Source organism: Robiginitalea sediminis (assembly GCF_002198115.1).
GTDB lineage: Bacteria > Bacteroidota > Bacteroidia > Flavobacteriales > Flavobacteriaceae > Robiginitalea > Robiginitalea sediminis.
In genome coordinates this window covers 245,466-266,460 of sequence record NZ_NGNR01000001.1, presented here as the reverse complement: position 1 = coordinate 266,460, position 20,995 = coordinate 245,466, and the positions used below count along the sequence as shown (strand labels likewise).

Annotated in this window: 20 protein-coding genes; 9 read left to right on the top strand and 11 right to left on the bottom strand. The window is 56.3% G+C overall.

The window, feature by feature from the left end; genetic code table 11:
• Positions 1-33: 33 nt before the first annotated feature.
• The 4 genes from truB to CA832_RS01170 are packed head-to-tail and all read right to left on the bottom strand — an operon-like array spanning position 34 to position 2,759.
• Entirely contained in the window at positions 34-744 is a 711-nt protein-coding gene (gene truB, locus CA832_RS01185) for a tRNA pseudouridine(55) synthase TruB (protein ID WP_088340716.1), read from the bottom strand.
• A 16-nt stretch (positions 745-760) separates the two neighbouring features.
• A complete protein-coding gene (locus CA832_RS01180) occupies positions 761-1,561 on the bottom strand; it encodes an undecaprenyl-diphosphate phosphatase (RefSeq protein ID WP_088339731.1) in 801 nt (266 codons plus the stop codon).
• A 6-nt stretch (positions 1,562-1,567) separates the two neighbouring features.
• Positions 1,568-1,831 (bottom strand): DUF3098 domain-containing protein, encoded by a 264-nt coding sequence (locus CA832_RS01175; protein ID WP_088339730.1) that lies wholly within the window; start codon positions 1,829-1,831, stop codon positions 1,568-1,570.
• 49 nt (positions 1,832-1,880) lie between these two features.
• Positions 1,881-2,759 (bottom strand): cell division protein FtsX, encoded by an 879-nt coding sequence (locus CA832_RS01170; RefSeq protein ID WP_088339729.1) that lies wholly within the window; start codon positions 2,757-2,759, stop codon positions 1,881-1,883.
• 117 nt (positions 2,760-2,876) lie between these two features.
• On the opposite strand from CA832_RS01170, the gene leuS reads away from it, so the two are divergent.
• From leuS to CA832_RS01155, 3 genes are all read left to right on the top strand, one after another.
• A complete protein-coding gene (leuS, locus tag CA832_RS01165; protein ID WP_088339728.1) occupies positions 2,877-5,711 on the top strand; it encodes a leucine--tRNA ligase in 2,835 nt (944 codons plus the stop codon).
• 220 nt (positions 5,712-5,931) lie between these two features.
• The gene (gene ald / locus CA832_RS01160; RefSeq protein ID WP_088339727.1) at positions 5,932-7,035 is read left to right on the top strand and encodes an alanine dehydrogenase; all 1,104 of its coding nucleotides are present in this window, start codon (positions 5,932-5,934) and stop codon (positions 7,033-7,035) included.
• A 111-nt stretch (positions 7,036-7,146) separates the two neighbouring features.
• On the top strand, positions 7,147-7,842 hold the full coding sequence (locus CA832_RS01155; protein WP_088339726.1) for a zinc metallopeptidase: 696 nt from the start codon (positions 7,147-7,149) through the stop codon (positions 7,840-7,842).
• A 9-nt stretch (positions 7,843-7,851) separates the two neighbouring features.
• On the opposite strand, the gene CA832_RS01150 is transcribed toward CA832_RS01155, so the two are convergent.
• Together CA832_RS01150 and CA832_RS01145 are read right to left on the bottom strand one after the other, a co-directional pair.
• A complete protein-coding gene (locus CA832_RS01150) occupies positions 7,852-8,322 on the bottom strand; it encodes an Lrp/AsnC ligand binding domain-containing protein (protein ID WP_088339725.1) in 471 nt (156 codons plus the stop codon).
• A 42-nt stretch (positions 8,323-8,364) separates the two neighbouring features.
• A complete protein-coding gene (locus CA832_RS01145) occupies positions 8,365-9,738 on the bottom strand; it encodes a saccharopine dehydrogenase family protein (protein WP_088339724.1) in 1,374 nt (457 codons plus the stop codon).
• Positions 9,739-9,807: 69 nt separating this feature from the next.
• Between CA832_RS01145 and CA832_RS01140 the strand changes: the two genes are divergently transcribed.
• Both CA832_RS01140 and pckA read left to right on the top strand, forming a co-directional pair.
• A complete protein-coding gene (locus CA832_RS01140; RefSeq protein ID WP_088339723.1) occupies positions 9,808-10,194 on the top strand; it encodes a DUF423 domain-containing protein in 387 nt (128 codons plus the stop codon).
• 68 nt (positions 10,195-10,262) lie between these two features.
• Positions 10,263-11,879, top strand: a complete 1,617-nt coding sequence (gene pckA, locus CA832_RS01135) for a phosphoenolpyruvate carboxykinase (ATP) (RefSeq protein ID WP_088339722.1) — start codon at positions 10,263-10,265, stop codon at positions 11,877-11,879.
• 52 nt (positions 11,880-11,931) lie between these two features.
• Here the strand turns inward: pckA and CA832_RS01130 are convergent, their stop codons facing one another.
• From CA832_RS01130 to CA832_RS01120, 3 genes are read right to left on the bottom strand one after another with little or no spacing between them, the layout of a single operon-like run.
• The gene (locus tag CA832_RS01130; RefSeq protein WP_088339721.1) at positions 11,932-12,678 is read right to left on the bottom strand and encodes a uroporphyrinogen-III synthase; all 747 of its coding nucleotides are present in this window, start codon (positions 12,676-12,678) and stop codon (positions 11,932-11,934) included.
• Between the two features lie 4 nt (positions 12,679-12,682).
• A complete protein-coding gene (locus CA832_RS01125; protein ID WP_088339720.1) occupies positions 12,683-13,342 on the bottom strand; it encodes a DUF4271 domain-containing protein in 660 nt (219 codons plus the stop codon).
• Positions 13,342-15,000: an ArnT family glycosyltransferase gene (locus CA832_RS01120; RefSeq protein ID WP_158211861.1), complete on the bottom strand. Its 1,659-nt coding sequence runs from the start codon at positions 14,998-15,000 to the stop codon at positions 13,342-13,344. The genes CA832_RS01125 and CA832_RS01120 overlap by 1 nt, the downstream gene beginning before the upstream one ends.
• A 115-nt stretch (positions 15,001-15,115) precedes the next feature.
• Here CA832_RS01120 and CA832_RS01115 point away from each other — a divergent pair, with 115 nt between their 5' ends.
• The 3 genes from CA832_RS01115 to CA832_RS01105 are packed head-to-tail and all read left to right on the top strand — an operon-like array spanning position 15,116 to position 17,569.
• Positions 15,116-15,844, top strand: coding sequence for a polyprenol monophosphomannose synthase (locus CA832_RS01115; RefSeq protein WP_088339718.1), 729 nt, complete (start codon positions 15,116-15,118; stop codon positions 15,842-15,844).
• Position 15,845: 1 nt separating this feature from the next.
• Positions 15,846-17,180, top strand: a complete 1,335-nt coding sequence (locus tag CA832_RS01110; protein ID WP_088339717.1) for a dihydroorotase — start codon at positions 15,846-15,848, stop codon at positions 17,178-17,180.
• Positions 17,180-17,569 carry a DUF4296 domain-containing protein gene (locus CA832_RS01105; protein WP_088339716.1) on the top strand — a complete coding sequence of 130 codons (390 nt, stop codon included), beginning with the start codon at positions 17,180-17,182 and terminating at the stop codon, positions 17,567-17,569. Before CA832_RS01110 ends, CA832_RS01105 begins: the two co-directional genes overlap by 1 nt.
• On the opposite strand, the gene CA832_RS01100 is transcribed toward CA832_RS01105, so the two are convergent.
• The gene (locus CA832_RS01100; protein WP_088339715.1) at positions 17,570-18,577 is read right to left on the bottom strand and encodes an NAD-dependent epimerase/dehydratase family protein; all 1,008 of its coding nucleotides are present in this window, start codon (positions 18,575-18,577) and stop codon (positions 17,570-17,572) included.
• Between the two features lie 93 nt (positions 18,578-18,670).
• Between CA832_RS01100 and tyrS the strand changes: the two genes are divergently transcribed.
• On the top strand, positions 18,671-19,966 hold the full coding sequence (gene tyrS, locus CA832_RS01095) for a tyrosine--tRNA ligase (RefSeq protein WP_088339714.1): 1,296 nt from the start codon (positions 18,671-18,673) through the stop codon (positions 19,964-19,966).
• Between the two features lie 27 nt (positions 19,967-19,993).
• Here tyrS and CA832_RS01090 read toward each other — a convergent pair whose 3' ends face one another.
• A complete protein-coding gene (locus tag CA832_RS01090; RefSeq protein WP_088339713.1) occupies positions 19,994-20,971 on the bottom strand; it encodes a LuxE/PaaK family acyltransferase in 978 nt (325 codons plus the stop codon).
• Positions 20,972-20,995 lie beyond the last annotated feature (24 nt).

Below are 20,995 nucleotides of genomic sequence, written 5' to 3'. Positions count from 1 at the left end.
TATATGCGTCCCCCACCCATACCTGAAAGGAAGTTATACTTCAAAGCCCGCTTCCCGGAACAGGGCCTTCAGATCATCGGGGGTTAGCGCATTATCTACGCAAAAACCGCCTGTTTTGGTTCTTTTAAGGGCCGAGAGATAGGCGCCACACCCCAGGGCCTGCCCCATATCGTGGGCCAGGGAGCGGATGTAAGTGCCCTTGCTGCAGGACACGGTAAAGGCTACTTCAGCCCCTTCCATCCGGTCTATATCCAAGCGGCTGATTTGTACCACCCGTTCGGGTATTTCCACCTCCTGCCCTTTGCGGGCATACTCATAAAGGCGCTTTCCGTCCTTTTTAATGGCAGAGAATACCGGCGGTTTCTGGCGAATTTCCCCGGTGAAAGCTTTGGCCACCGCTTCCACTTGCTCCCGGGTGATGCCCGCCGTGCTTCCGAAGGGTTCCGGTTCAGTTTCCAGGTCGTAGGAAGGGGTGGTGTAGCCCAGCACCATGGTGGCCTGGTACTCTTTTTCGAGGCCCTGTAGTTCCGAAATGCGTTTGGTAGCTTTTCCGGTGCAAAGCAACAATAACCCGGTGGCCAGGGGGTCCAGGGTACCGGCGTGACCCACCTTGATCTTCTTCAGGCCAAACGCGCGGCGGATGGTCCACTTCACGGCATTCAACGCCTGAAAACTGGACCACCCCAGGGGTTTGTCTATGAGCAGGATCTGCCCTTCCAGAAATGCTTCGCGGGTGAGTTCCAAAACAGGATGGGTTGGGCTACGGGGCCAGCCAGATTCCGGCGGCAATGGCCAGCAGGCCCACCAGCAGGCAATATACTGCAAAAATGGAGAGTTTGCTGTTGCGCACCAGGCGGATCATCCAGGTACAGGCCAGCAAACCCGCTGCGAAGGCCGCAAGGAAGCCGGCGCCCATGGCCCAGAAATTCTCGCTCTCCAGGGTGAGCTCCCCGCTGAAAATATCTTTGGCCATCTTGCCGAAAATAAGGGGGACCACCATCAGGAAAGAGAACCGGGCCGCCTTTCGTTTATCTACGCCCAGCAGGACCGAGGTTGCTATGGTGGCCCCGCTCCGGGAAATCCCGGGCAACATGGCAATGGCCTGTGCCCCTCCTATAATAAGGGAGTCCCAGAAGGAAACGGGCCGGTGGGTATCGCGGGCCCGGTCTGCCAGGAACAGCAGCAGGGCCGTTACCAGCAGCATGGCCCCGACAAATGTGATGTTGCCCCCGAAAAATTGTTCCAGTTCCGATTCAAAGAAAAGCCCTATAACTACAGCCGGGACCATGGATATAACGATCTTCAGGGAAAACCGGGATTCTTCATTGTTCCGGAATTTCAGGAGTCCTTCGAGGATTTCCCAAACGTCTTTGCGGAAAACCACGATGGTGCTCAGGGCTGTGGCAAAGTGCAGTACCACGGTAAACAAGAGGCTCTCTTCGGGTACTGAGGTGTCGCCCAAAAGGGCTTTACCCAATTCCAGGTGCCCGCTGGAAGATACCGGCAGGAATTCGGTCAGGCCCTGGATAATACCCAGCAGGATGGCGTCTATCAGGTCCAAGGGCTGTTATTTTTTCTTCGGGTGGGTCAGGATGGCATAGACCTCCAGCCCCAGGCCAATGAGTACCAGGGTTGGGGCCAGGCGGATGCGGCGGAAGCTGTAGATTTCCGGGTTGAAGACCGCCTGGTCGTCACTTCCCCCACCGGCCATCAGGATATACCCCAGGGAAATGAGCACCAGGCCGGCAAACATAAAAAGGTAGTTGCGTTTCTGGAAGATGAACTCCCGGTTGCTGCGCGGGGCGCCCCCCTGTACTTTCTTCTTGCTCATGTTTCAAAGGTACTATTTTTTCGGCCGCCGGGGGCGGCTCTGCGCCCTGCTAGTAGTACAGGTCGTCTGTGCGGAGGTTTAAAAAGCGCTGGGTGGCAAAAAACGTACTGATGCCTGAAATGAGGACCCCCAAAACAAAAACCGAGGCGAATACGGCTATCAGGGTAAGGAGGTCTTCCATAAGCCCCAGGTCCGGGAAATTGACATCCAGGTAGAACAGCAGGCCGTAGAGGGCTGCCAGGGCTATGAGGGCACCCAGCACCCCCAGTTTGATATTGGTCCAGATAAAGGGCCTTCGGATAAAGGATTTAGTGGCCCCGACCATTTGCATGGTTTTAATAATAAAACGCTTCGAATAGATGGAAAGCCGGATGGAACTGTTGATAAGCAGCACGGCTATCAGGGTAAAAACGCCAGAGGCAATCAGGATCCCCAGCCCTATTCGCTGTACGTTTTCCGTAAGCAGGGCTATGGTGGGCCGGTCGTAGCTCACTTCTTCCACAAACTCCCGGGTTTCGATGTCAGTGGCGATGGAGTCTATCTGGACGGGGGACACATAAGCGGCGTTGAGCTGCAGGTCAATGGAATTCTTTAAGGGGTTGTACCCCAGGAATTCCAGGAAATTCTCGCCGATTTCCGCACTGTGCTGTTCGGCGGCCTCCTCCTTGGAAACGTAAAGGGCATTCTTGGTATACGGGGCCATGACCAGGCTTTTCTGAAGCTGGTCTATTTCCACCTGCCTGGCCGTGTCCTTGAAAAACACCGAGAGGGTCACCTGCTCCTTGAAATGGTCTGCCAGCTTGCGGGTGTTTAGCACCAAAAGCCCCAGCACCCCCAGGAGCAGGAGTACCAGTGCAATACTGAGGGTGACGGAAAAATAAGAGGAGATCAGCTTCCTCCTTTGGTACCGCTCAAAAGATTTGCTCATAGTTGCTTACAGACGGCAGGAGTTCAGGTGTAAAAATAGGAAAGTAAATGGATTCCGTTTATTTTTGCAGCGTTAAATGCCCGGGGGGTCCGCCCCCGGTGCCTGCAGCCGGAAAACATGTTTTACGATCACAAGGAAATAGAGGCCAGGTGGCAACGCTTCTGGGCCGAAAATCAAACATTCAGGGCGGTCTACCCGTCGGAGAAACCCAAGTATTACGCCCTAACCATGTTCCCGTACCCGTCTGGGGCCGGGCTTCATGTGGGCCACCCGCTGGGGTATATCGCCTGCGATATCTATGCCCGTTTTAAGCGCCACCAGGGCTACAACGTCCTGCAGCCCATGGGGTACGACTCTTTCGGGTTGCCGGCAGAGCAATACGCCATCCAGACCGGCCAGCACCCGGCGGTGACTACCGAGGCGAACATCAGCCGGTACCGGGAACAACTGGACGCCATCGGTTTCTCTTACGATTGGTCCCGGGAGGTACGTACTTCCAGGCCCCGATACTACCGGTGGACCCAATGGGTTTTCATGCAGCTCTTCGACTCCTGGTACAATAGGGAGGCAGACCGGGCGGAACCGGTAAGTACGCTTGTGGAGCGGTTCGAGGCCTCAGGAAACCAAGGGGTTCGGGCTGCCTGCGATGCGGACACCCCCGAATTCAGTGCCGGACAATGGAAGGCCTTTTCCGCCGCCGAAAAACAACGGATGTTGCTTAAATACCGCCTCACTTACCTGGCCGAAGCCGAGGTAAACTGGTGCCCGGAACTGGGCACGGTCCTGGCAAATGACGAGGTGGTGAACGGGGTGTCAGAGCGTGGTGGTTTCCCGGTGGTGCGCAAGAAGATGACCCAGTGGAGCATGCGGATTACCGCCTATGCCCAGCGCCTGCTGGACGGGTTGCAGGGCATAGACTGGCCCCAGCCACTTAAGGATGCTCAAACCAATTGGATTGGCCGCTCCCAGGGGGCTTCAGTGACCTTTAAAACACAGCCTGGCCCGGGGCAGGAAGCCTTCGATATCGAGGTCTTTACCACCCGCCCGGACACCATTTTCGGGGTGAGTTTCATGACCCTGGCCCCGGAGCACGAGCTGGTAGGCAAGATTACCACCCCAGAGCAAAAGGACGAGGTGGAGGCCTATGTGGTCGCTACTGCCCGCCGCTCGGAACGGGAACGGATGGCCGACGTGAAAACCGTGTCAGGCGCCTTTACAGGAGCTTACGCCACCCACCCCCTTACCGGGGAGGCCGTGCCGGTCTGGATCGGGGACTACGTCCTGGCCGGGTACGGTACGGGAGCGGTAATGTCTGTTCCATGCGGGGACCAGCGCGATTACGACTTCGCCCGCCATTTCGGGATCCCCATCCCCAATATCTTCGAAGGGGTATCTGTGGAGGAGGAGGCCTATGAAGACAAACAAAATGCGGTAATCGCCAACTCCGGCTTTATCAGCGGCCTGGGTCAGAAGGAAGCTGCCATGAAGGTTATAGAAGCCCTTGAGGCCAAAGGCCTGGGCAAGGGTACGATTAATTACCGCCTGCGCGATGCGGTCTTCAGCCGCCAGCGCTACTGGGGGGAGCCGTTCCCGGTGTATTACGACGCCGAAGGCCTGCCCCACCTGATCCCGGAGCACTGCCTCCCGCTGGAACTGCCGGGGGTGGAAAAATACCTACCCACGGAAACGGGGGAACCGCCCCTGGGCAACGCCACCCGCTGGGCGTGGGATACCGAGGCGGAAACCGTTACCGAGAACGCCCGCATAGACCACAAGACCGTCTTCCCCCTGGAGCTCAACACCATGCCCGGGTGGGCTGGGAGTTCCCAATACTTTAACCGGTATATGGACCCGGACAACGAGCAGGCCCTGGTTTCCTCTGAGGCCATTGGCTACTGGAAGGACGTGGATGTCTACATAGGCGGCAGCGAACACGCCACGGGGCATTTGCTCTACTCCCGCTTCTGGCAGAAATTCATGTACGACCGCGGCTGGGTGCCCACGGACGAATATGCCCGCAAACTCATCAACCAGGGGATGATCCTGGGGACCAGTGCATTTATCCACAGGAAGGCCGGCACCCAGATCTACCTGAGCAGTGGCCTGGCCAAAGGGGAACAGACCGAACCCATCCGGGTAGATGCCAACCTGGTTAACGCCTCGGACGAGATAGACCCCGAAGCCATCCGGAAATGGCAGCCCCAGTTCGCAGAAGCCGAGTTCCGTACCGAAGGCGGGGTGTTCAAAGTGGACCGGGAGGTCGAGAAAATGTCCAAGTCCAAGTACAACGTGGTCAACCCGGACCAGATCTGCGAGGAGTATGGGGCCGATGCCTTGCGCCTCTACGAGATGTTCCTGGGGCCGCTGGAACAGTCCAAACCCTGGAACACAGCCGGCCTTAGCGGGGTATACGGGTTCCTGAAAAAACTCTGGAAACTTTACCACCAGGGGCCTGACCGCAGCTTTGAAGTCCTGGAGGGCGAACCCTCTGCCCAGAACCTCAAGACCCTGCATAAGACCATTAAAAAAGTAACGGAGGATATTCAGGCCTTTTCCTTTAATACCTCGGTGTCTTCTTTTATGATCTGCGTGAATGAGCTCACCGCACAGCATTGCCGCGAGCGGGCCGTATTGGAGCCCCTGGCCATCCTAATTGAGCCCTATGCCCCCCACATGGCGGAGGAGCTCTGGCATAAACTCGGACACACCACCTCTATTGCCCATGTCCCGTACCCGGAGTTCAACCCGGCTTTTCTGGTGGAAAGCACCAAGGAGTACCCCATTTCCTTTAACGGAAAGGTGCGCTTCACCATGGAACTGCCCCTGGACCTATCCAAAGAGGACATCGAGGCAGCCGTCCTGGCAGACTCCCGGACCGGGGAGCAACTCCAGGGGCGTCCACCCAAAAAGGTTATTGTAGTACCGGGGCGGATTGTGAATATTGTGGGATAGGACACCTTGTAACCGTTTTTAAAAGGGGGCGTTTTGGCCCCCTTTTTTTGGTGGATAAAATGTTGAAAACTATAAATTGAAGAAGTCATACCCCCAAAAAGAAGGGGGTAGTTTTGTATAAAAGATTATTTTTGTCCCATCACCCCCTCATTTCATCGACTTTTTCGTATCGAATCGATATTTCACACCATTTTAGCAACCAAACAGTAAACAACCGGATATGGTCATTGGAATTCCCAAAGAAATCAAGAACAATGAGAGCCGTGTAGGGATGACCCCTGCAGGGGTTTTTGAACTGGTGCAGCAAGGGCACACGGTACACGTACAATCGGGTGCGGGAGAAGGCAGCGGCTTCCAGGACGCCGATTACAAAAAGGCGGGGGCCCACATCCTGGATACCATCGGGCAGGTTTATGCCCTCAGCGAGATGATTGTGAAGGTAAAGGAACCGATAGAAGAGGAGTACCACCTGGTGCAGAAGGGCCAGATCCTCTTCACCTACTTCCATTTTGCCTCCAGTGAATCCCTTACCCGGGCCATGATAGACCGCAAGGGGGTTTGCATCGCCTACGAAACCGTGGAGGACGCCGATGGCAGCCTGCCCCTGCTTACCCCCATGTCTGAGGTAGCCGGGCGCATGGCCATCCAGCAAGGGGCCAAGTACCTGGAAAAACCCAAAAAAGGGAAGGGTGTATTGCTCGGGGGAGTCCCCGGGGTACCCCCCGGCAGGGTTCTGGTTCTCGGGGCCGGGACAGTGGGCATCCAGGCAGCCAAAATGGCAGCAGGGCTCGGGGCCCATGTGACCATTATGGACGTAAACATGAAACGCCTCCGCTACGTCAACGATGTAATGCCCAACCACGTGGTTACCGAATATTCCAACGAATACAACCTGCGGAAGCACCTGCGCACCCACGACCTGGTGGTAGGCGGGGTCCTCCTGAAAGGAGCCCGTGCCCCGAAACTCATCCGCAGGGACATGCTGAAGCTGATGCACCCCGGTGCGGTTATCGTGGATGTGGCCGTAGACCAGGGCGGATGCGTGGAAACCTCGCGCCCCACCACCCACGAAGACCCCATCTTTATTATTGACGACGTAGTGCATTACTGCGTGGCCAATATGCCCGGGGCCGTTCCCTATACCTCCACCAAGGCGCTTACCAATGTTACCCTCCCGTACGTCCTGGACCTGGCCAACAAGGGCTGGGAGCGGGCCTGTGCGGAAGATGCTTCCCTGGCACGGGGGCTGAATATCGTTAAAGGCGAAATCGTATACCGCGAAATTGCCGAAGCCTTCGACCTGGTCGAAAATACGACGGTCTGACCGGCAATACTGTCAGGTTTCCAGCCCTTACACCCCACATTTCAAAATCCGGCCGCTCTGGCCGGATTTTTGCTATACATGCCGTACATTTAATTCAAAAGTTATTGCCTTATGATGGGATATTATATACTGATTGGAGCCATAGCCCTGGTGAGCTGGCTGGTGAGTGCACGCCTCAAAAGCAAGTTCCGCCACTACTCCAAGGTGCATTTGCAAAATGGCATGAGCGGGGCCGAGATTGCAGAGAAAATGCTGCAGGACCACGGCATCCGCGACGTTAAGGTGGTGAGTACGGCCGGGATGCTTACCGACCACTACAACCCGAAGAACAAGACGGTAAACCTCAGTGAAGGGGTCTACCACCAGCGCAATGCGGCTGCGGCAGCCGTAGCTGCCCACGAGTGCGGCCACGCCGTGCAACATGCCCAGGCCTATGAGTGGCTTACCATGCGCTCCAAACTGGTGCCGGTGGTTAGTGTGACCTCCGGGCTTTCTATGTGGGTGGTAGTCGGCGGGCTGGTCCTTGGGGCTGCTTCCGGTGCGGGGCTTGGGTTCTGGGTGGCTGTGGCGGGCCTTGTAATGATGGGCTTTGCCACTCTCTTTAGTTTTATCACCCTGCCCGTGGAGTACGACGCCAGCAACCGGGCCCTGGCCTGGCTGAAGCGCCGGAATATGGTGACGCCACAGGAATATAAAGGGTCCGAAGATGCCCTGAAATGGGCTGCCAGGACCTACGTAGTAGCCGCTATCGGCTCCCTGGCCTCCCTGGTATACTGGGGGTTGCAGGTCTTTGGCGGCAGGGACTAACCGGGTGGCCTACAGGGCAATCTGCCTGTCTATTTGCTGATCCAGCGAAATGAAGGTTTCCGTGCGGGAAACCCCTTCAATTTGCTGGATTTTTTTGTTGAGCAGGAACATCAGGTGTTCGTTGTCTTTGCAGAGGACTTTCACAAGGATGGACCAGTTGCCCGTGGTGTAGTGGCATTCCAGCACTTCCGGGATCTGTTCCAGGGCTTTCACGGCCTGGGGGTTGCTCATGGCCTTGTCCAGGAAAATGCCGACGTAAGCCATGGTGGTATATCCCAACGCTTTGGGGTTAAGCACGAATTTGGATCCGGCCAGCAGGCCCGATTTTTCCAGTTTCCGGAGGCGTTGGTGGATGGCTGCCCCGGAAATACCGATATGTCGTGCAATTTCCAGGATGGGTTTGCGAGCGTCCTCCATGAGGTACCTCAGGATTTTTTTGTCGATCCCGTCTATCTGGACGTTGCCCTTGTTTGCTTTCATACCCGTATTCTCCCGCTAAAGATAGCACAATCCGTCAGATGCTCAAGAGGCTACCGAGTCTGGGTTGTAGCCCAGGTAGGGGACTTCGTATTCGCGGAAGGCGATACCGTTTTCCGCCAGGGTTTTCAGGACGGGTTCGTAGATTTCGGCCTGTATGGGGATCTGTACCCCGGGTTTTTTCACCTGCTGGTTGAGAATGAGCAGGGCCCCCATGGCCACGGGCAGCCCAACCGTTTTGGCCATTGCCGTGAGGCGCTGGTTTTCCCCAACGACCACCATGTTCGAATCCAGCTGGTACTTTTTCCCGTCCAGCAGGTACCCGAATTTGTGGTACATCACGATCATATCCCGGTCCTCGGGGCTGAGCATCCAGCTGGCTTCCAGGATTTCCTGAAGCACTTGTGCCGGGCTGGCATTGGGGGTCTGAATTTTACGGTTGGCGTCAAAGAGCTTCAGCTCCAGCAGTTTCCCCCAGATGATGTCGTCCTGGTCTATCTTCAGGTAGTGGCGCAGCTTGAGTTCCACCGAGTCGGTTGGGGAGTAGGGCAGGAAGAGGTTGACGAACTCCCGGTAGGACATGCCTTTGGAATTGGCAATCCGGTAGCTGTCGTCTGTCATGCCCAACTGGACAAAAATATTCCACGCCCGTGAAAACCCGACCCGTCGCATGGTGCCGCGGTACAGGGTTAGTGCGTTCTCCAACCCGTAGGCCAGCCGGTAGCTCAGGGAGTCCCGGTTGGCATACGCCTCAAAGGTGCCGTATCCCTGGATTTCCAGGAACTCGGTGCGGCGGAAGAGTTTATGGTAGGGGATGTATTTATAGGTCCCTTCCTGAATGAATTTGGCAGCCCCTCCCTGACCGGCCAGGACCACGTTCCTGGGGTTCCAGGTAAACTTGTAGTTCCACAGGTTGTTGTCGCTTTCCGGCGCCAAAAGGCCCCCGGTAAAGGATTCGAAGAGCAGCATTTTCCCGCCCCGGGCCTTGATGCGGTCTATGACCTGCATAGCACTCATATGGTCTATGCCCGGGTCCAGCCCGATCTCGTTCATAAAGACCAGCCCCTTGTCCCGTACTTCCTGGTCAAGGGCGCGCATCCCCTCGCTGATATACGAGGCTGTTACCAGGTTTTTACCAAAGGCGAGGCAATCTTTTGCCACTTCCAGGTGGAGGGAAGGGGGGAGCATGGAAATAACCAGGCGAGCCTCCTTTACAGCGGCCCTGCGGGCCTGTTCATCGGAGATGTCCAATGACCGTACCCGGCACCTTTCGTGGCGGGCAATGGTTTCGGGCAGGTGGTCTACGGTCTTGTCTGCAATTTCCACCTCCAGGTCCTCGGCCTGGGCCTGCTCCAACAGGTAATGCAACAAATAGGCGGCGGACTTTCCTGCCCCGATCACCAGAATACGTCTCGGCATAGTACTTTTGGTTTGGTAAACACGAAGGTATCAATTGTTACATTTGTAAAAAAATATTGCATGAGAGTTATGAACAAAACAATATGGATGACCGGCGCCCTCTTCGGGCTACTCGCCGTGGTCCTCGGCGCAATGGGTGCCCATGCCCTGAAAGACGCCCTCCCAACGGAGGCCCTGGAGAGCTTCCGAACCGGGGTGCAATACCAGATGTACCATGCCCTGTTCCTCCTTTTCCTGGGCGCGCAAAAGGACCTTCGGCTTCAGGATACCAGGATCATTTTCCGGCTCATTACGGCCGGGGTCCTCTGTTTCTCTTTTTCCATATACGCCCTTAGCACCCAGTCCCTCACCGGTTTGGATTTCAGTTCAATAGCCTTGATCACTCCGGTAGGGGGCGCCCTGTTGATTTCCGGATGGCTCTGGCTGCTTTATCGTGTTTTTAGGCCATTGACCTAACAAATTGCTGGATATGGCCATCAACAGGCGAAATTTTATGACCTTTGCACCACAAAAATCACCATAGTATGAGTTCATCCGCTTCGGATACGAAAACGATTTCGCTGGAATCCTACGGGATTGTATCGGACAAGGTACGTTACCAGCTTTCCGCAGACGAATTGCATGAAATAACTATTGAAAAGGGAATGGGCCGGGAGGCGGATTCCGGCGCTTTGGCGGTGAACACCGGGGAGTTTACGGGACGTTCCCCCCAGGACCGCTTCATCGTTAAAGACGCCATTACCGAGGACAAGGTCTGGTGGGGCCCGGTGAATATCCCTTTTGAGCCGGAAGCCTTCGACCGCCTCTACGACAAGGTGGTGGCTTACCTGGGCGGACGGGAGCTGTTTGTGCGCGATTGTTTTGCCTGCGCAGACCCGAATTACCGCATGGGTATACGGGTGATCAATGAGTACCCCTGGTCCAACCTGTTTGCCTACAATATGTTCATCAGGCCAACGGAGCGCGAACTCGAAGGTTTCGACGCCGAATGGACCGTGATCAACGCCCCGGGCTTCCACGCCAACCCGGAGGTGGACGGTACCCGCCAGCACAATTTCGCCATCCTGAACTTTACGCGGAAAATCGCACTCATTGGGGGTACGGGATATACCGGGGAAATCAAGAAGGGTATTTTTTCGGCTTTGAACTTTATCCTCCCTGTTTTTGAGAACACCCTGCCGATGCACTGCTCTGCCAATGTAGGGGAGAACGGGGAAACCGCCATTTTCTTCGGGCTTTCGGGCACGGGTAAGACCACGCTTTCCACCGACCCCAACCGGGAACTCATAGGCGACGACGAACACGGCTGGACGGCAGAAAATACCGTCTTTAATTTTGAAGGGGGCTGCTACGCCAAAGTCATAAACCTCAGTGCCGAAAACGAACCTGAGATTTACGGGGCCATCCGAAAGGGTGCCATCCTCGAAAATGTTATTCTGGACACCAAAGGAGCGGTCGATTTTGCAGATACCACTATTACGCAGAATACCCGGGTGAGTTATCCGCTCTACCATATTGAGAACCGCCGGGAGCCGTCCATTGGGCAGAACCCCAAGCATATCTTTTTTTTAACCGCCGATGCCTTTGGGGTCTTGCCTCCCATTTCCAGGCTTACCCCCAGTCAGGCGGCATATCACTTTATATCCGGATACACGGCCAAGGTGGCGGGTACGGAAGCCGGGGTAGATGAGCCAGTCCCTTCCTTTTCCGCCTGCTTTGGAGCCCCCTTTATGCCCCTTCACCCAACCGTCTATGCCGAGATGCTGAGCCGGAAAATGAAAGAAGCCGGGACCAACGTCTGGCTGGTGAATACCGGGTGGACCGGAGGTCCTTATGGGGTTGGAACGCGGATGAAGCTCCAGTATACCCGGGCCATGATCCATGCCGCCCTCAGTGGCCAGCTGGGCTTGTACACCTACGACACCTACCACATCCATTCGGTGTTCGGGGTAGCGCAACCCAGGGAGTGCCCTGGGGTGCCCACACGCGTACTGAGCCCGAGGGCTACCTGGAATAATGACGAGGCCTACTACAAAACAGCTTTTAAGCTGAGCAATGCCTTCCGGGAAAACTTTAAAAAGTTCGAAGCCAACGCCAGCGAGGAAATCCGGCGGGGCGGCCCGCAGCGCTACGCCTTCTGATATAAAAAAAGCCTCCCACTTGGGGAGGCTTTTTTTTAACCCTTTAAAGGGCTTATTTCTTATTGACCTGGTTGATGTATTTCTGCAATGCCATGGTCATGGAAGGGGTCTCCGGCGTAGGGGCCTGAATGTCGATCCGCAGCCCGGCTTCGGTAGCGGCATTTACCGTGGAATTGCCGAAGACGGCAATACGGGTGTTGTTTTGCTCGAAGTCCGGGAAGTTTTTCAGCAGGGACTCGATGCCTGAAGGGCTGAAGAATACCAGGATGTCGTAGTAAACATCCCTGAGGTCGGAAAGGTCGCTGATAACGGTTTTGTAGAAAATACCGCGCGTCCAGCGGATACCCGCCTTTTCCAGTGTTTCGGGCACCTGGGGCTTCAGCACGTCCGAAGAGGGCAGCAGGTACTCCTCATCCTTGTATTTCTTGAAAAGGGGCGCCAGGTCTATAAAGTTGCGCTTCCCCACATAGATTTTCCGCTTGCGGTACACGACGTATTTCTGCAGGTAGTAGGCCACCGCTTCGGACTGGCAGAAATATTTCATGGTATCCGGCACCTTGAAGCGCATCTCCTCTGCAATCCGGAAGAAGTGGTCTACCGAGTTGCGGCTGGTCAGGATGATGGCGGTGAATTTGGCGAGATCGATCTTTTGCTGGCGCACCGTTTTGGCATCAACGCCTTCCACGTGGATAAACGGCCTGAAGTCTACCTTGACCTTCTCCTTTTCGATGAGCCGGAGATAAGGGCTGTTTTCCATTTTTGGCTCCGGCTGCGAGACCAGAATCGTCTTTACCTTCATACTATCAAGCGTTTACCAAGTTTGTTACGATCAGAACTGGAGCAATTTCAAGTGCGCAAAGGTACAAAATAAAATAGAAAAACTGGGCCGAGATCACTTTTTGATGAATTTTCAGGATGTTCGCCCAACCCGTGATATTCACGGCAAACAGGAGGATAACCCCTATCAGTACCAGTGCTTTTGAACCCGGGAACAGGTAAGTCAGCAGGAGGTTCACCGGGAAGAGAACCAGGGTGCTGTAATTCAGGTACGACCATTTCTGGAAAACCAGATAGGAAATCATTTTGGTATTGTCGAAAAGGTACCCGCAGGCCAACTGCAGCAGGAGTTTGGCAAGGGTGAAACCCAGAAGGGCCCCGAAAAGGATAAAAAACAGGACCAAAGGGTCCCACTGCCCGGAATCGGGGACCAGGGCCTGCAGGGCAAAGTACCCGAACAGGCTGAGGTTGAGCCACTGAAACAGGCTTAGGGAAAGGTGGAACCCGCTTAGGAGCTTCCCCTTTTTATTATTCAGGATGATATATTTATTGTTAAAGGGAAGGATAACAAAGGTCAGGAAGCGGCTGTAGAACAAGCCTTTCGCAAAAACCAGCAAAAGCAGGCCCAGCAGGAAGATTGCGCTAATCCAGTCTGTAGATTCGATATATCTGGCTACAGCCTCCATTATTCAGCTATTTTCTGGGGGATACCATTGAGCCCCCAATTAAAACCCTTCTTGCTGACCACGGCCCTAAGGTAGCGGGTGTCTTGCCCGGATGCCGGTTTTCTGAATGTGAACCGGAGGGTATCCCCGGGGTTCAGGAGCCCAGTGGGAATGGGACCTTCCGGGGTAATGGGCTGCACCTTTTGCACTTCTTTGTAGGCATCCAGCAGGGCGATGCCAAACCGCAGTGAATCCAGGGGTACGGGTTCCGGGTACGGATTGATAAGCGAAAACGTATAGGTGCCGTCCTGTGGTGCAGGCGCTTCAGGGAGGATTTGGGCCCGAAGTTGCCGATAACTGGTAAAGGGATCCATGATATTGCCATAGCGGAGCCGGCCCCGGGCATCGGTATAGGAGCGTTCCCCCGAGGTGGCCACCTTTGGGATAAACAAGACCTTCCGGCCTTGCATCCAGGCCTCGGACCCGTCTATGGAATACTGGTTTTTTCGGTAGTACACGTTGTTGAGGCTGAAAGAGGGCCTGCCGCTGTAGAACCCATACATGGAGGCCAGCCGGTAGGAGTTTTCAAAGACAACCTCGGCGTCGCCTGCCACTTCGGACAAGCGCACTACCCAGGCTTTGTTCCCATGTGCCTCGAAGTAAACCGGGAAAAGGGGAGGGTAAGCCAGCCCCAGGCGGAGCCACCCCAGCACCACCAGGTTGGCAATGGCCGCGCGTTTAATCCATTTGCTCCAACCGGGTTGCCGGGCCAGGGCCTGGCCTACGATCAGGGCCAATGGGATGCAGGTCACAATGAGCCACTGGGTCTGTACGCGGCGCTGGAAACTCGAAATCAGGAAAAAGAGCAACACCCCCCAGGCGAGGTATTGCAAGGCCTTCTCAAAGCGGTCTGCAGGCCTGAAACGGAACAGGGCCAGGTACACCCACGGAAAAGTAAGGCCAAAAAGGGCGAGCAGGTTTACAAGATACCCGGCTGTGAACTTGGTGAAATTATAGGGTTGGTTGGGGCGTTCGAATAGGTGGTAGCGCACCGAGACAAAGTCGTGGTCGAACAACCAGTACAGGTGGGGGGCATAGGCAACCAGGGAAATGCCCACTGCCGCCCAGGCCCAGGGGTTGCGCAGCAGGCGGGGGTTGGATGCCAGGGTAAAGAGGATCACAAGGGCGGCGTGGTACTTGCTGTACATCAGGGCTGCCATGACCAGCCCCAGCAACAGGAACCAACGCGAGGGTGCCTGCAGGAACCTGCGGTAGGTCCACAGGAAAAGGGCTGTAAAAAAGAGCAGGGGGGTATCCGGCAAACTCAGGAACCCATATGCGTGCATCAGAACAATGGAGACCAGCCACAACAATAAGGGCCAGGGGTGTTTGTTTTTGGCGGGGTGGTCGGTCAGGCGCCACAGCAGAAGCAGTGTGCCCGTTCCGGCCAGGCAGCTCAGCAGGCGGACGCCCAATTCCCCGGGAAAAACCTGGATGCCGGCCCAGATCATCCAGGCCACCATGGGCGGGTGGTCGAAGTACCCCCAGGCCGGGTTCTGGGCATAGTACCAGTAGTAGGCCTCGTCGTACAGGAGTCCGGTGAAATAGGCCTGGAAGAGGTTCAGCAGCAGCAAGCACCCGAGCGCAAGTAACAGGACCCGGGGAAGTTGTTGTCTCATAGGTACCGGCGTTGGGCCAAAGGTACAAAAAAGGGGTATTCCCGGAGTTACAAAATTGGGCAGGAGGCCTGCAAAAGGGCTTAAAAGTGGTATTTTTGCCCCTAAACCCGAAACTATGGCAGAAGGACTGGTAATCATCCCTACCTTTAATGAGATCGAAAACATCGAGGCGATTATTCGCGCCGTTTTTGACCTGCCACGGGCATACGACGTCCTGATTGTAGACGATGATTCCCCGGACGGCACCGGAAACCGGGTAGCCCAGCTCCAGGATGAATTCCCCGGGAGGCTCCACCTGGAGCGCCGGCAGGGAAAAACCGGGTTGGGGACGGCGTACATCCACGGGTTTAAATGGGCCCTGGAACGGGATTATCCCTTTATTTTTGAGATGGATGCGGATTTTTCCCACGACCCCACAGACCTGCCACGCCTGCACCGGGCCTGCCTGAATGGGGCCGATATGTCCATCGGGTCGCGCTATAAAAAAGGGGTGAATGTCGTGAACTGGCCCCTGCACCGGGTATTGCTCTCCTACGGGGCCTCTATCTATGTCAAGATTGTAACGGGCATGCGCGTGCACGACCCCACTGCGGGCTTTGTTTGCTATAACCGGAAGGTGCTGGAAGCCATAGACCTGGACCAGGTTCGGTTTGTGGGGTATGCCTTCCAGATTGAGATGAAGTACCGGGCCTATAAAAAGGGATTCCGGCTGGACGAGGTTTCCATCGTTTTCACAGACCGGGAAAAGGGGCAGTCCAAAATGAGTAAGACCATCATCTGGGAGGCCGTTTTCGGGGTGATGGGGATGAAGTTCCGCAGCCTATTAAAAAAAAATGGATTTTAAAATGAAACGTACACTACTTAAAAATGCCCTTTTGGTCAACGAAGGGAGAACCGAGGCCGCAGACCTGCTTATCGAGGACCGTTTTATTAGCCGGATAGACCGGGACATTTCCGACCCAGGCGCGATGGTCCTGGACCTGGAGGGGCACTACCTCCTGCCGGGCCTCATAGACGACCAGGTCCATTTCAGGGAGCCGGGGCTTACCCATAAGGGCGATATCCGCTCTGAAAGCCGCGCAGCAGTGGCCGGGGGTGTTACATCTTTTATGGAACAGCCCAACACCAAGCCTCAGACCACTACCATTGAGCGGCTCGAGGAGAAGTTTGCCATGGGCGCCCGGTCCTCGTTTGCCAATTATGCCTTTCCCTTTGGGGGCACCAATGACAACCTGGAAGAGATCAAACGACTGGACCCCCGTGCTACCTCCAATATTAAACTCTTCCTGGGATCCTCCACGGGGGATATGCTGGTAGACGACCAGCAGGTACTTGAACGGATCTTCCGCAGTACCCCCTTAGTGATCTGCGCCCACTGTGAGGATGAGCAGACCATCCGCGCCAATACGGAGCGCTTCAAGGCGGAATACGGGACGGATATCCCCATGCACCTGCACCCGATCATCCGCAGTGCGGAGGCCTGCTACCTCTCTTCCAGCCGGGCCATTGCCCTGGCTGAGGAAACCGGGGCCCGCCTGCATGTCTTCCACCTCTCCACCGGGGTGGAAACCTCCTTGTTGCGCAACGATATTCCCCTGGCAGAAAAGAAGATTACAGCCGAAGCCTGTGTCCACCACCTCTGGTTCTCCGATGCGGACTACCAGGACAAGGGCAGCCGCATTAAGTGGAATCCCGCGGTCAAGACCGCAGAAGACCGCAGTGCGCTTTGGGAGGCGGTCCTGGACGACCGCATCGACGTCCTGGCTACGGACCACGCTCCCCATACCCTGGAAGAAAAGGCAAACCCTTACCTGGAGTGCCCCTCCGGAGGGCCACTGGTACAGCATGTGTTGCCCGCCCTGCTGGAAAAGCACCTGGACGGGGTACTGCCTGTGGAGCGGCTCGTGGAAAAAATGTGCCACAACCCGGCCATTCTCTTCGACATCGACAGGCGCGGCTACCTCAGGGAGGGGTATTACGCAGACCTGGTGGCCGTGCGTACGGACCTGCCCTGGACCGTGGAACCCGCCAACATCCTGTACAAGTGCGGCTGGTCCCCCTTTGAGGGACAGCGTTTCCGTTCCCGGGTAATGCATACCTTTGTCAATGGCCACCTGGCCTACAGCCAGGGCACGCTCTCGGACGAGAGCCATGCCATGAGACTCGAATTCGACCGCTGATGCGATACCTGATAGCCATAGGGACCTTATTGATCTTCGTTTCCTGTGGGGAGAAGCTGATGGAGCCCCCACAGGACCTCATTCCCAATGCGCAGATGACCGATATCCTCTTCGACCTTTCGGTCATGGATGCCATCGAGGGGAATTACCCCAACGTCCTGGAGCAAAACGATATCCGGGTTATGCCCTTTATCTATGAGAAGTACGGCATAGACAGTCTCCAGTTTGCCCAGAGCGACCTCTATTATGCTTCCAACCCGGTGGAATACCAACAGATTTACGAGGCCCTGGAGGCGCGCATCCTGAAATACAAGGACAGTATTACGGAGGTCATCCGGGGTGGCCGGTCGGCTTCGGACCAGCAGGAGGAAAACCCGCCTCAGGAGTAGTCAGCCTACGGGCCTGTCTTTTTTGAATGCCGTTGCGCAGGCCGCTATGACCTCCTCCATAGGTTGAAAAGAGTACCCCAGGGCTTCCCTGACTTTTTTATTACCATATCTGCCAGGTCCTCCCATGTGGCGGGCCATACCCCGGCTGAGTTGACGCGGGCTGCCCGTGAGGCGATGCCGGGCCCAATCCAGCCGCCATAACAACTCCAGGTGCCACCGGTGCAGCGGCCGGGAAGGGGGGCGCACCCCCAGGTTGCGGGCAATGGTTACCAAAACGGATCGATAGCTAAGGTTTTCGCTTACCAGCAGGAAGCGCTGCCGGTACATTTTTTTTTGAACCAGGGCCAGGATGCAGCGGACGGTGTCATCCAGGCCTATAAATCCCGTACCCCCAGGGGGGTAATACCGAAGGCCGCCGGCAACGCGGCTAAAGAAGCGCCCGCTCCCCTCATCCCAGTTCCCGGGCCCGAAGATGACCCCCGGGTTTACAATAAGAGTCTGCAGGCCCTCCTGGCTGCCGCGCCAGACCTCCATTTCCCCCAGGTATTTGCTGGTGGCATACCCGTTGGTGCGCGCAGGGTCCCAGGTGTCGGATTCGGTAAGGACTTCGGCCGTACCGTCTACCGTGGCAATGGAACTGACATGGCAGAAGGCCTCCACCTTGGCATACAGGGCCGTGTTGACCATGTTGCGCGTGCCTTCCCAATTGGTTTTCAGCAGGGCCGCCTCCTGGGATGGGTCGAAGCTGACCAGGGCGGCACAGTGGAATACGGTTTGGATCCCGGTCAGGGCGGTTTCCAGGAAGGGCAGGTCCAGGATATCGCCATGCACCCATTCCAGGCGGGAAAGTAAGGCAGCATTTGCAGGGTTTGCATCCAGCCAACGCTGCACGGTTTGTTCCCTTCGCCCGTCATGGCGATATACCGCCCGGACGGTTGCCCCGGAGCGGAGTAACTCCAGGGTGAGGTGGCTGCCCAGCAAGCCCGTTGCGCCCGTTACCAGTTCCATGGCCCAAAAGTAGCGATTCTGGGAATGATATGGCCCGTGGGGCCTCCCGAAGCGGACGATTTCTGTATCTTTGCTGGGCTTTAAAATGAGGTTATGGTTTCCAATTTTGTTTCAGAACTGACCTGGAGGGGGATGTTGCACGATATCATGCCCGGCACGGAAGAGCACCTGCTCAGCGGGATGCACTCGGCCTATGTGGGGATAGACCCCACGGCGGATTCCCTCCATATCGGGCACCTGGTAGGCGTGATGATGCTGCGCCATTTCCAGCTGGCCGGGCACCGGCCCATCGCCCTTGTAGGCGGGGCTACGGGAATGATCGGGGACCCCTCGGGCAAATCGGCCGAGCGGAACCTGTTGGATGAAACCACCCTCCGCATGAACGAGGAAGCCATAAAGGGGCAACTGGCCCGCTTCCTGGACTTTGAGAGCGATGCCCCCAACGCAGCCCTGTTGGTAAACAACTACGATTGGATGAAGCCCCTGAGTTTCCTGGATTTTATCCGGGACATCGGGAAGCATATCACCGTGAACTACATGATGGCCAAGGACTCCGTCCGCAAGCGGTTGTCGGAGGATTCCGCCGAGGGGATGTCCTTTACCGAGTTCTCCTACCAGCTGGTTCAGGGATACGATTTCCTGCACCTCTACCGCACCCACGACTGCACCCTTCAGATGGGAGGGAGCGACCAGTGGGGGAACATCACCACCGGGACGGAGCTCATCCGGAGGATCGATTCCGGGAAGGGTTATGCCCTGACCTGCCCGCTCATTACCAAGGCCGACGGCACGAAATTCGGGAAGACAGAAAGTGGCAACATCTGGCTGGATGCCCACCGGACCTCACCCTACAAGTTTTACCAATACTGGCTCAATACCTCGGACGAGGACGCCGAGAAGTATATCAAGATTTTCACCTTCCTGGGACGGGAGGAGATTGAGTCTTTGGTGGCATCCCACAGGGATGCCCCCCACCAGCGCGCCCTGCAGCGGCGCCTGGCCATGGAAATTACCACCATGGTCCACTCCCGGGAGGACTATGAGCGGGCGGAGGCCGCCAGTACCATCCTCTTCGGGAAGGCTACGGCCGAAGCCCTCAAGGGCCTGGATCAGGACACCTTTATGGAGGTCTTCGAGGGGGTGCCCCAGGCCAGTCTTAGCCGGTTGGAACTGGACGGGGGTATGGACATGATTGCCGCCCTGTCTGCCAAGACGGGGTTCCTAAAATCCAATGGCGAAGCCCGCCGGGAGCTCGGCCAGAATGCCATTTCAGTAAACAAGACCAAGGTTGATGAAGCCTACACGCTTACGGCAAGCGACCTGATCAGCGACCGCTTTGTACTCCTGCAAAGGGGTAAAAAGAACTACTTCGTCCTCGTATTCGAGTAGGCCGTCTCATCCCTTCGGCTGCGGGAGTTACAGCATCAGCAGGTTGCACCCGCGGATATCCGAATGGTCGAATCTTCCCAATACTTCGAAATGGCCATTGGCGGTCTTCTTCCCCAGGTCCTGTGTGGCAATAAAACTGCAGGAATACTTGTTGGCGAGGTCAATGATATCTATCCCGCCCGTTTTGCCGTCCGGGACCAGGGATAACGGGTCTTCGGTGTCCCGTATGCGAACCTGCATCCACGGGGGGGTACGGAAGAGCCCCCTGCCCTGGGAATACGCCTGGGAAAGCAGTTCGGTCATACCGTATTCGGAGTGGATGGCTTCCACGCCCAGCCCGGAGCACAGCCTCTCGTGCAGGGCCTCCCGGACCAGTTCCTGGCCCCGACCCTTCATCCCTCCGGTTTCCATGACCACCGTATGGTGGAGTTTCATGGGGAAAGAACGGGCCAGGTCCAGCAGGGCGTAGGAAACGCCAATAAGGAGCACGTTCTGGCCTGCCCCGTCGGCTTTTAAGAGGATATCGGCAGCCCGCTTGGGCTCGGCCGGCAGATACCCGCTCATAGGGTTCGCAGACTGGCGGATGAGGTGGTCTGCCATATAGATCAGGGAGGAGCCCGGTTGTTGCTGGTAGGAGGGAAGCAGCGCCAGGATACACCAATCCGACGGGTTGCCGTAGAACGCCTTAAAACCCTGGGTAAAACTCTGTTGGTATAGGCTGAGGTCGGCCACGAGGTGCCGGCTGCGGGTCATCCCCGTGGTGCCACTGCTCTGAAAGACGGTTTCCGGTTGTTTCCCCTGGGCCAGGATCTCTCTGGACTTAAACATGGAAATGGGCAAAAACGGAATGTCTTCTATGCTCCTTACCCGGGCCGGGGACCGCTTCAGGTGGTCACAGAATTCCCGGTATACCGGTACTTCCCGGTATTGCAGGGCAAAGGTCTCCAGGGCCAGATCCCGGAATGTTGCGGGGGAGTCTATATCGAATATAGGTTGGGGTTCCATGCCACAGTCTTGGCGCAAAAATAG

Bases quoted from the DNA above. Each gene is read 5' to 3' on its own strand.
- tyrS (WP_088339714.1), top strand. From the start codon at position 18,671: ATGGTTTCCAATTTTGTTTCAGAACTGACCTGGAGGGGGATGTTGCAC.
- CA832_RS01125 (WP_088339720.1), bottom strand. From the start codon at position 13,342: ATGGAGGCTGTAGCCAGATATATCGAATCTACAGACTGGATTAGCGCA.
- CA832_RS01090 (WP_088339713.1), bottom strand. From the start codon at position 20,971: ATGGAACCCCAACCTATATTCGATATAGACTCCCCCGCAACATTCCGG.
- leuS (WP_088339728.1), top strand. From the start codon at position 2,877: ATGTTTTACGATCACAAGGAAATAGAGGCCAGGTGGCAACGCTTCTGG.
- CA832_RS01105 (WP_088339716.1), top strand. From the start codon at position 17,180: ATGCGATACCTGATAGCCATAGGGACCTTATTGATCTTCGTTTCCTGT.
- CA832_RS01120 (WP_158211861.1), bottom strand. From the start codon at position 15,000: ATGAGACAACAACTTCCCCGGGTCCTGTTACTTGCGCTCGGGTGCTTG.
- ald (WP_088339727.1), top strand. From the start codon at position 5,932: ATGGTCATTGGAATTCCCAAAGAAATCAAGAACAATGAGAGCCGTGTA.
- CA832_RS01115 (WP_088339718.1), top strand. From the start codon at position 15,116: ATGGCAGAAGGACTGGTAATCATCCCTACCTTTAATGAGATCGAAAAC.
- CA832_RS01170 (WP_088339729.1), bottom strand. From the start codon at position 2,759: ATGAGCAAATCTTTTGAGCGGTACCAAAGGAGGAAGCTGATCTCCTCT.
- CA832_RS01150 (WP_088339725.1), bottom strand. From the start codon at position 8,322: ATGAAAGCAAACAAGGGCAACGTCCAGATAGACGGGATCGACAAAAAA.
- CA832_RS01175 (WP_088339730.1), bottom strand. From the start codon at position 1,831: ATGAGCAAGAAGAAAGTACAGGGGGGCGCCCCGCGCAGCAACCGGGAG.
- CA832_RS01140 (WP_088339723.1), top strand. From the start codon at position 9,808: ATGAACAAAACAATATGGATGACCGGCGCCCTCTTCGGGCTACTCGCC.
- CA832_RS01130 (WP_088339721.1), bottom strand. From the start codon at position 12,678: ATGAAGGTAAAGACGATTCTGGTCTCGCAGCCGGAGCCAAAAATGGAA.
- CA832_RS01155 (WP_088339726.1), top strand. From the start codon at position 7,147: ATGATGGGATATTATATACTGATTGGAGCCATAGCCCTGGTGAGCTGG.
- pckA (WP_088339722.1), top strand. From the start codon at position 10,263: ATGAGTTCATCCGCTTCGGATACGAAAACGATTTCGCTGGAATCCTAC.
- CA832_RS01145 (WP_088339724.1), bottom strand. From the start codon at position 9,738: ATGCCGAGACGTATTCTGGTGATCGGGGCAGGAAAGTCCGCCGCCTAT.
- CA832_RS01100 (WP_088339715.1), bottom strand. From the start codon at position 18,577: ATGGAACTGGTAACGGGCGCAACGGGCTTGCTGGGCAGCCACCTCACC.
- CA832_RS01110 (WP_088339717.1), top strand. From the start codon at position 15,846: ATGAAACGTACACTACTTAAAAATGCCCTTTTGGTCAACGAAGGGAGA.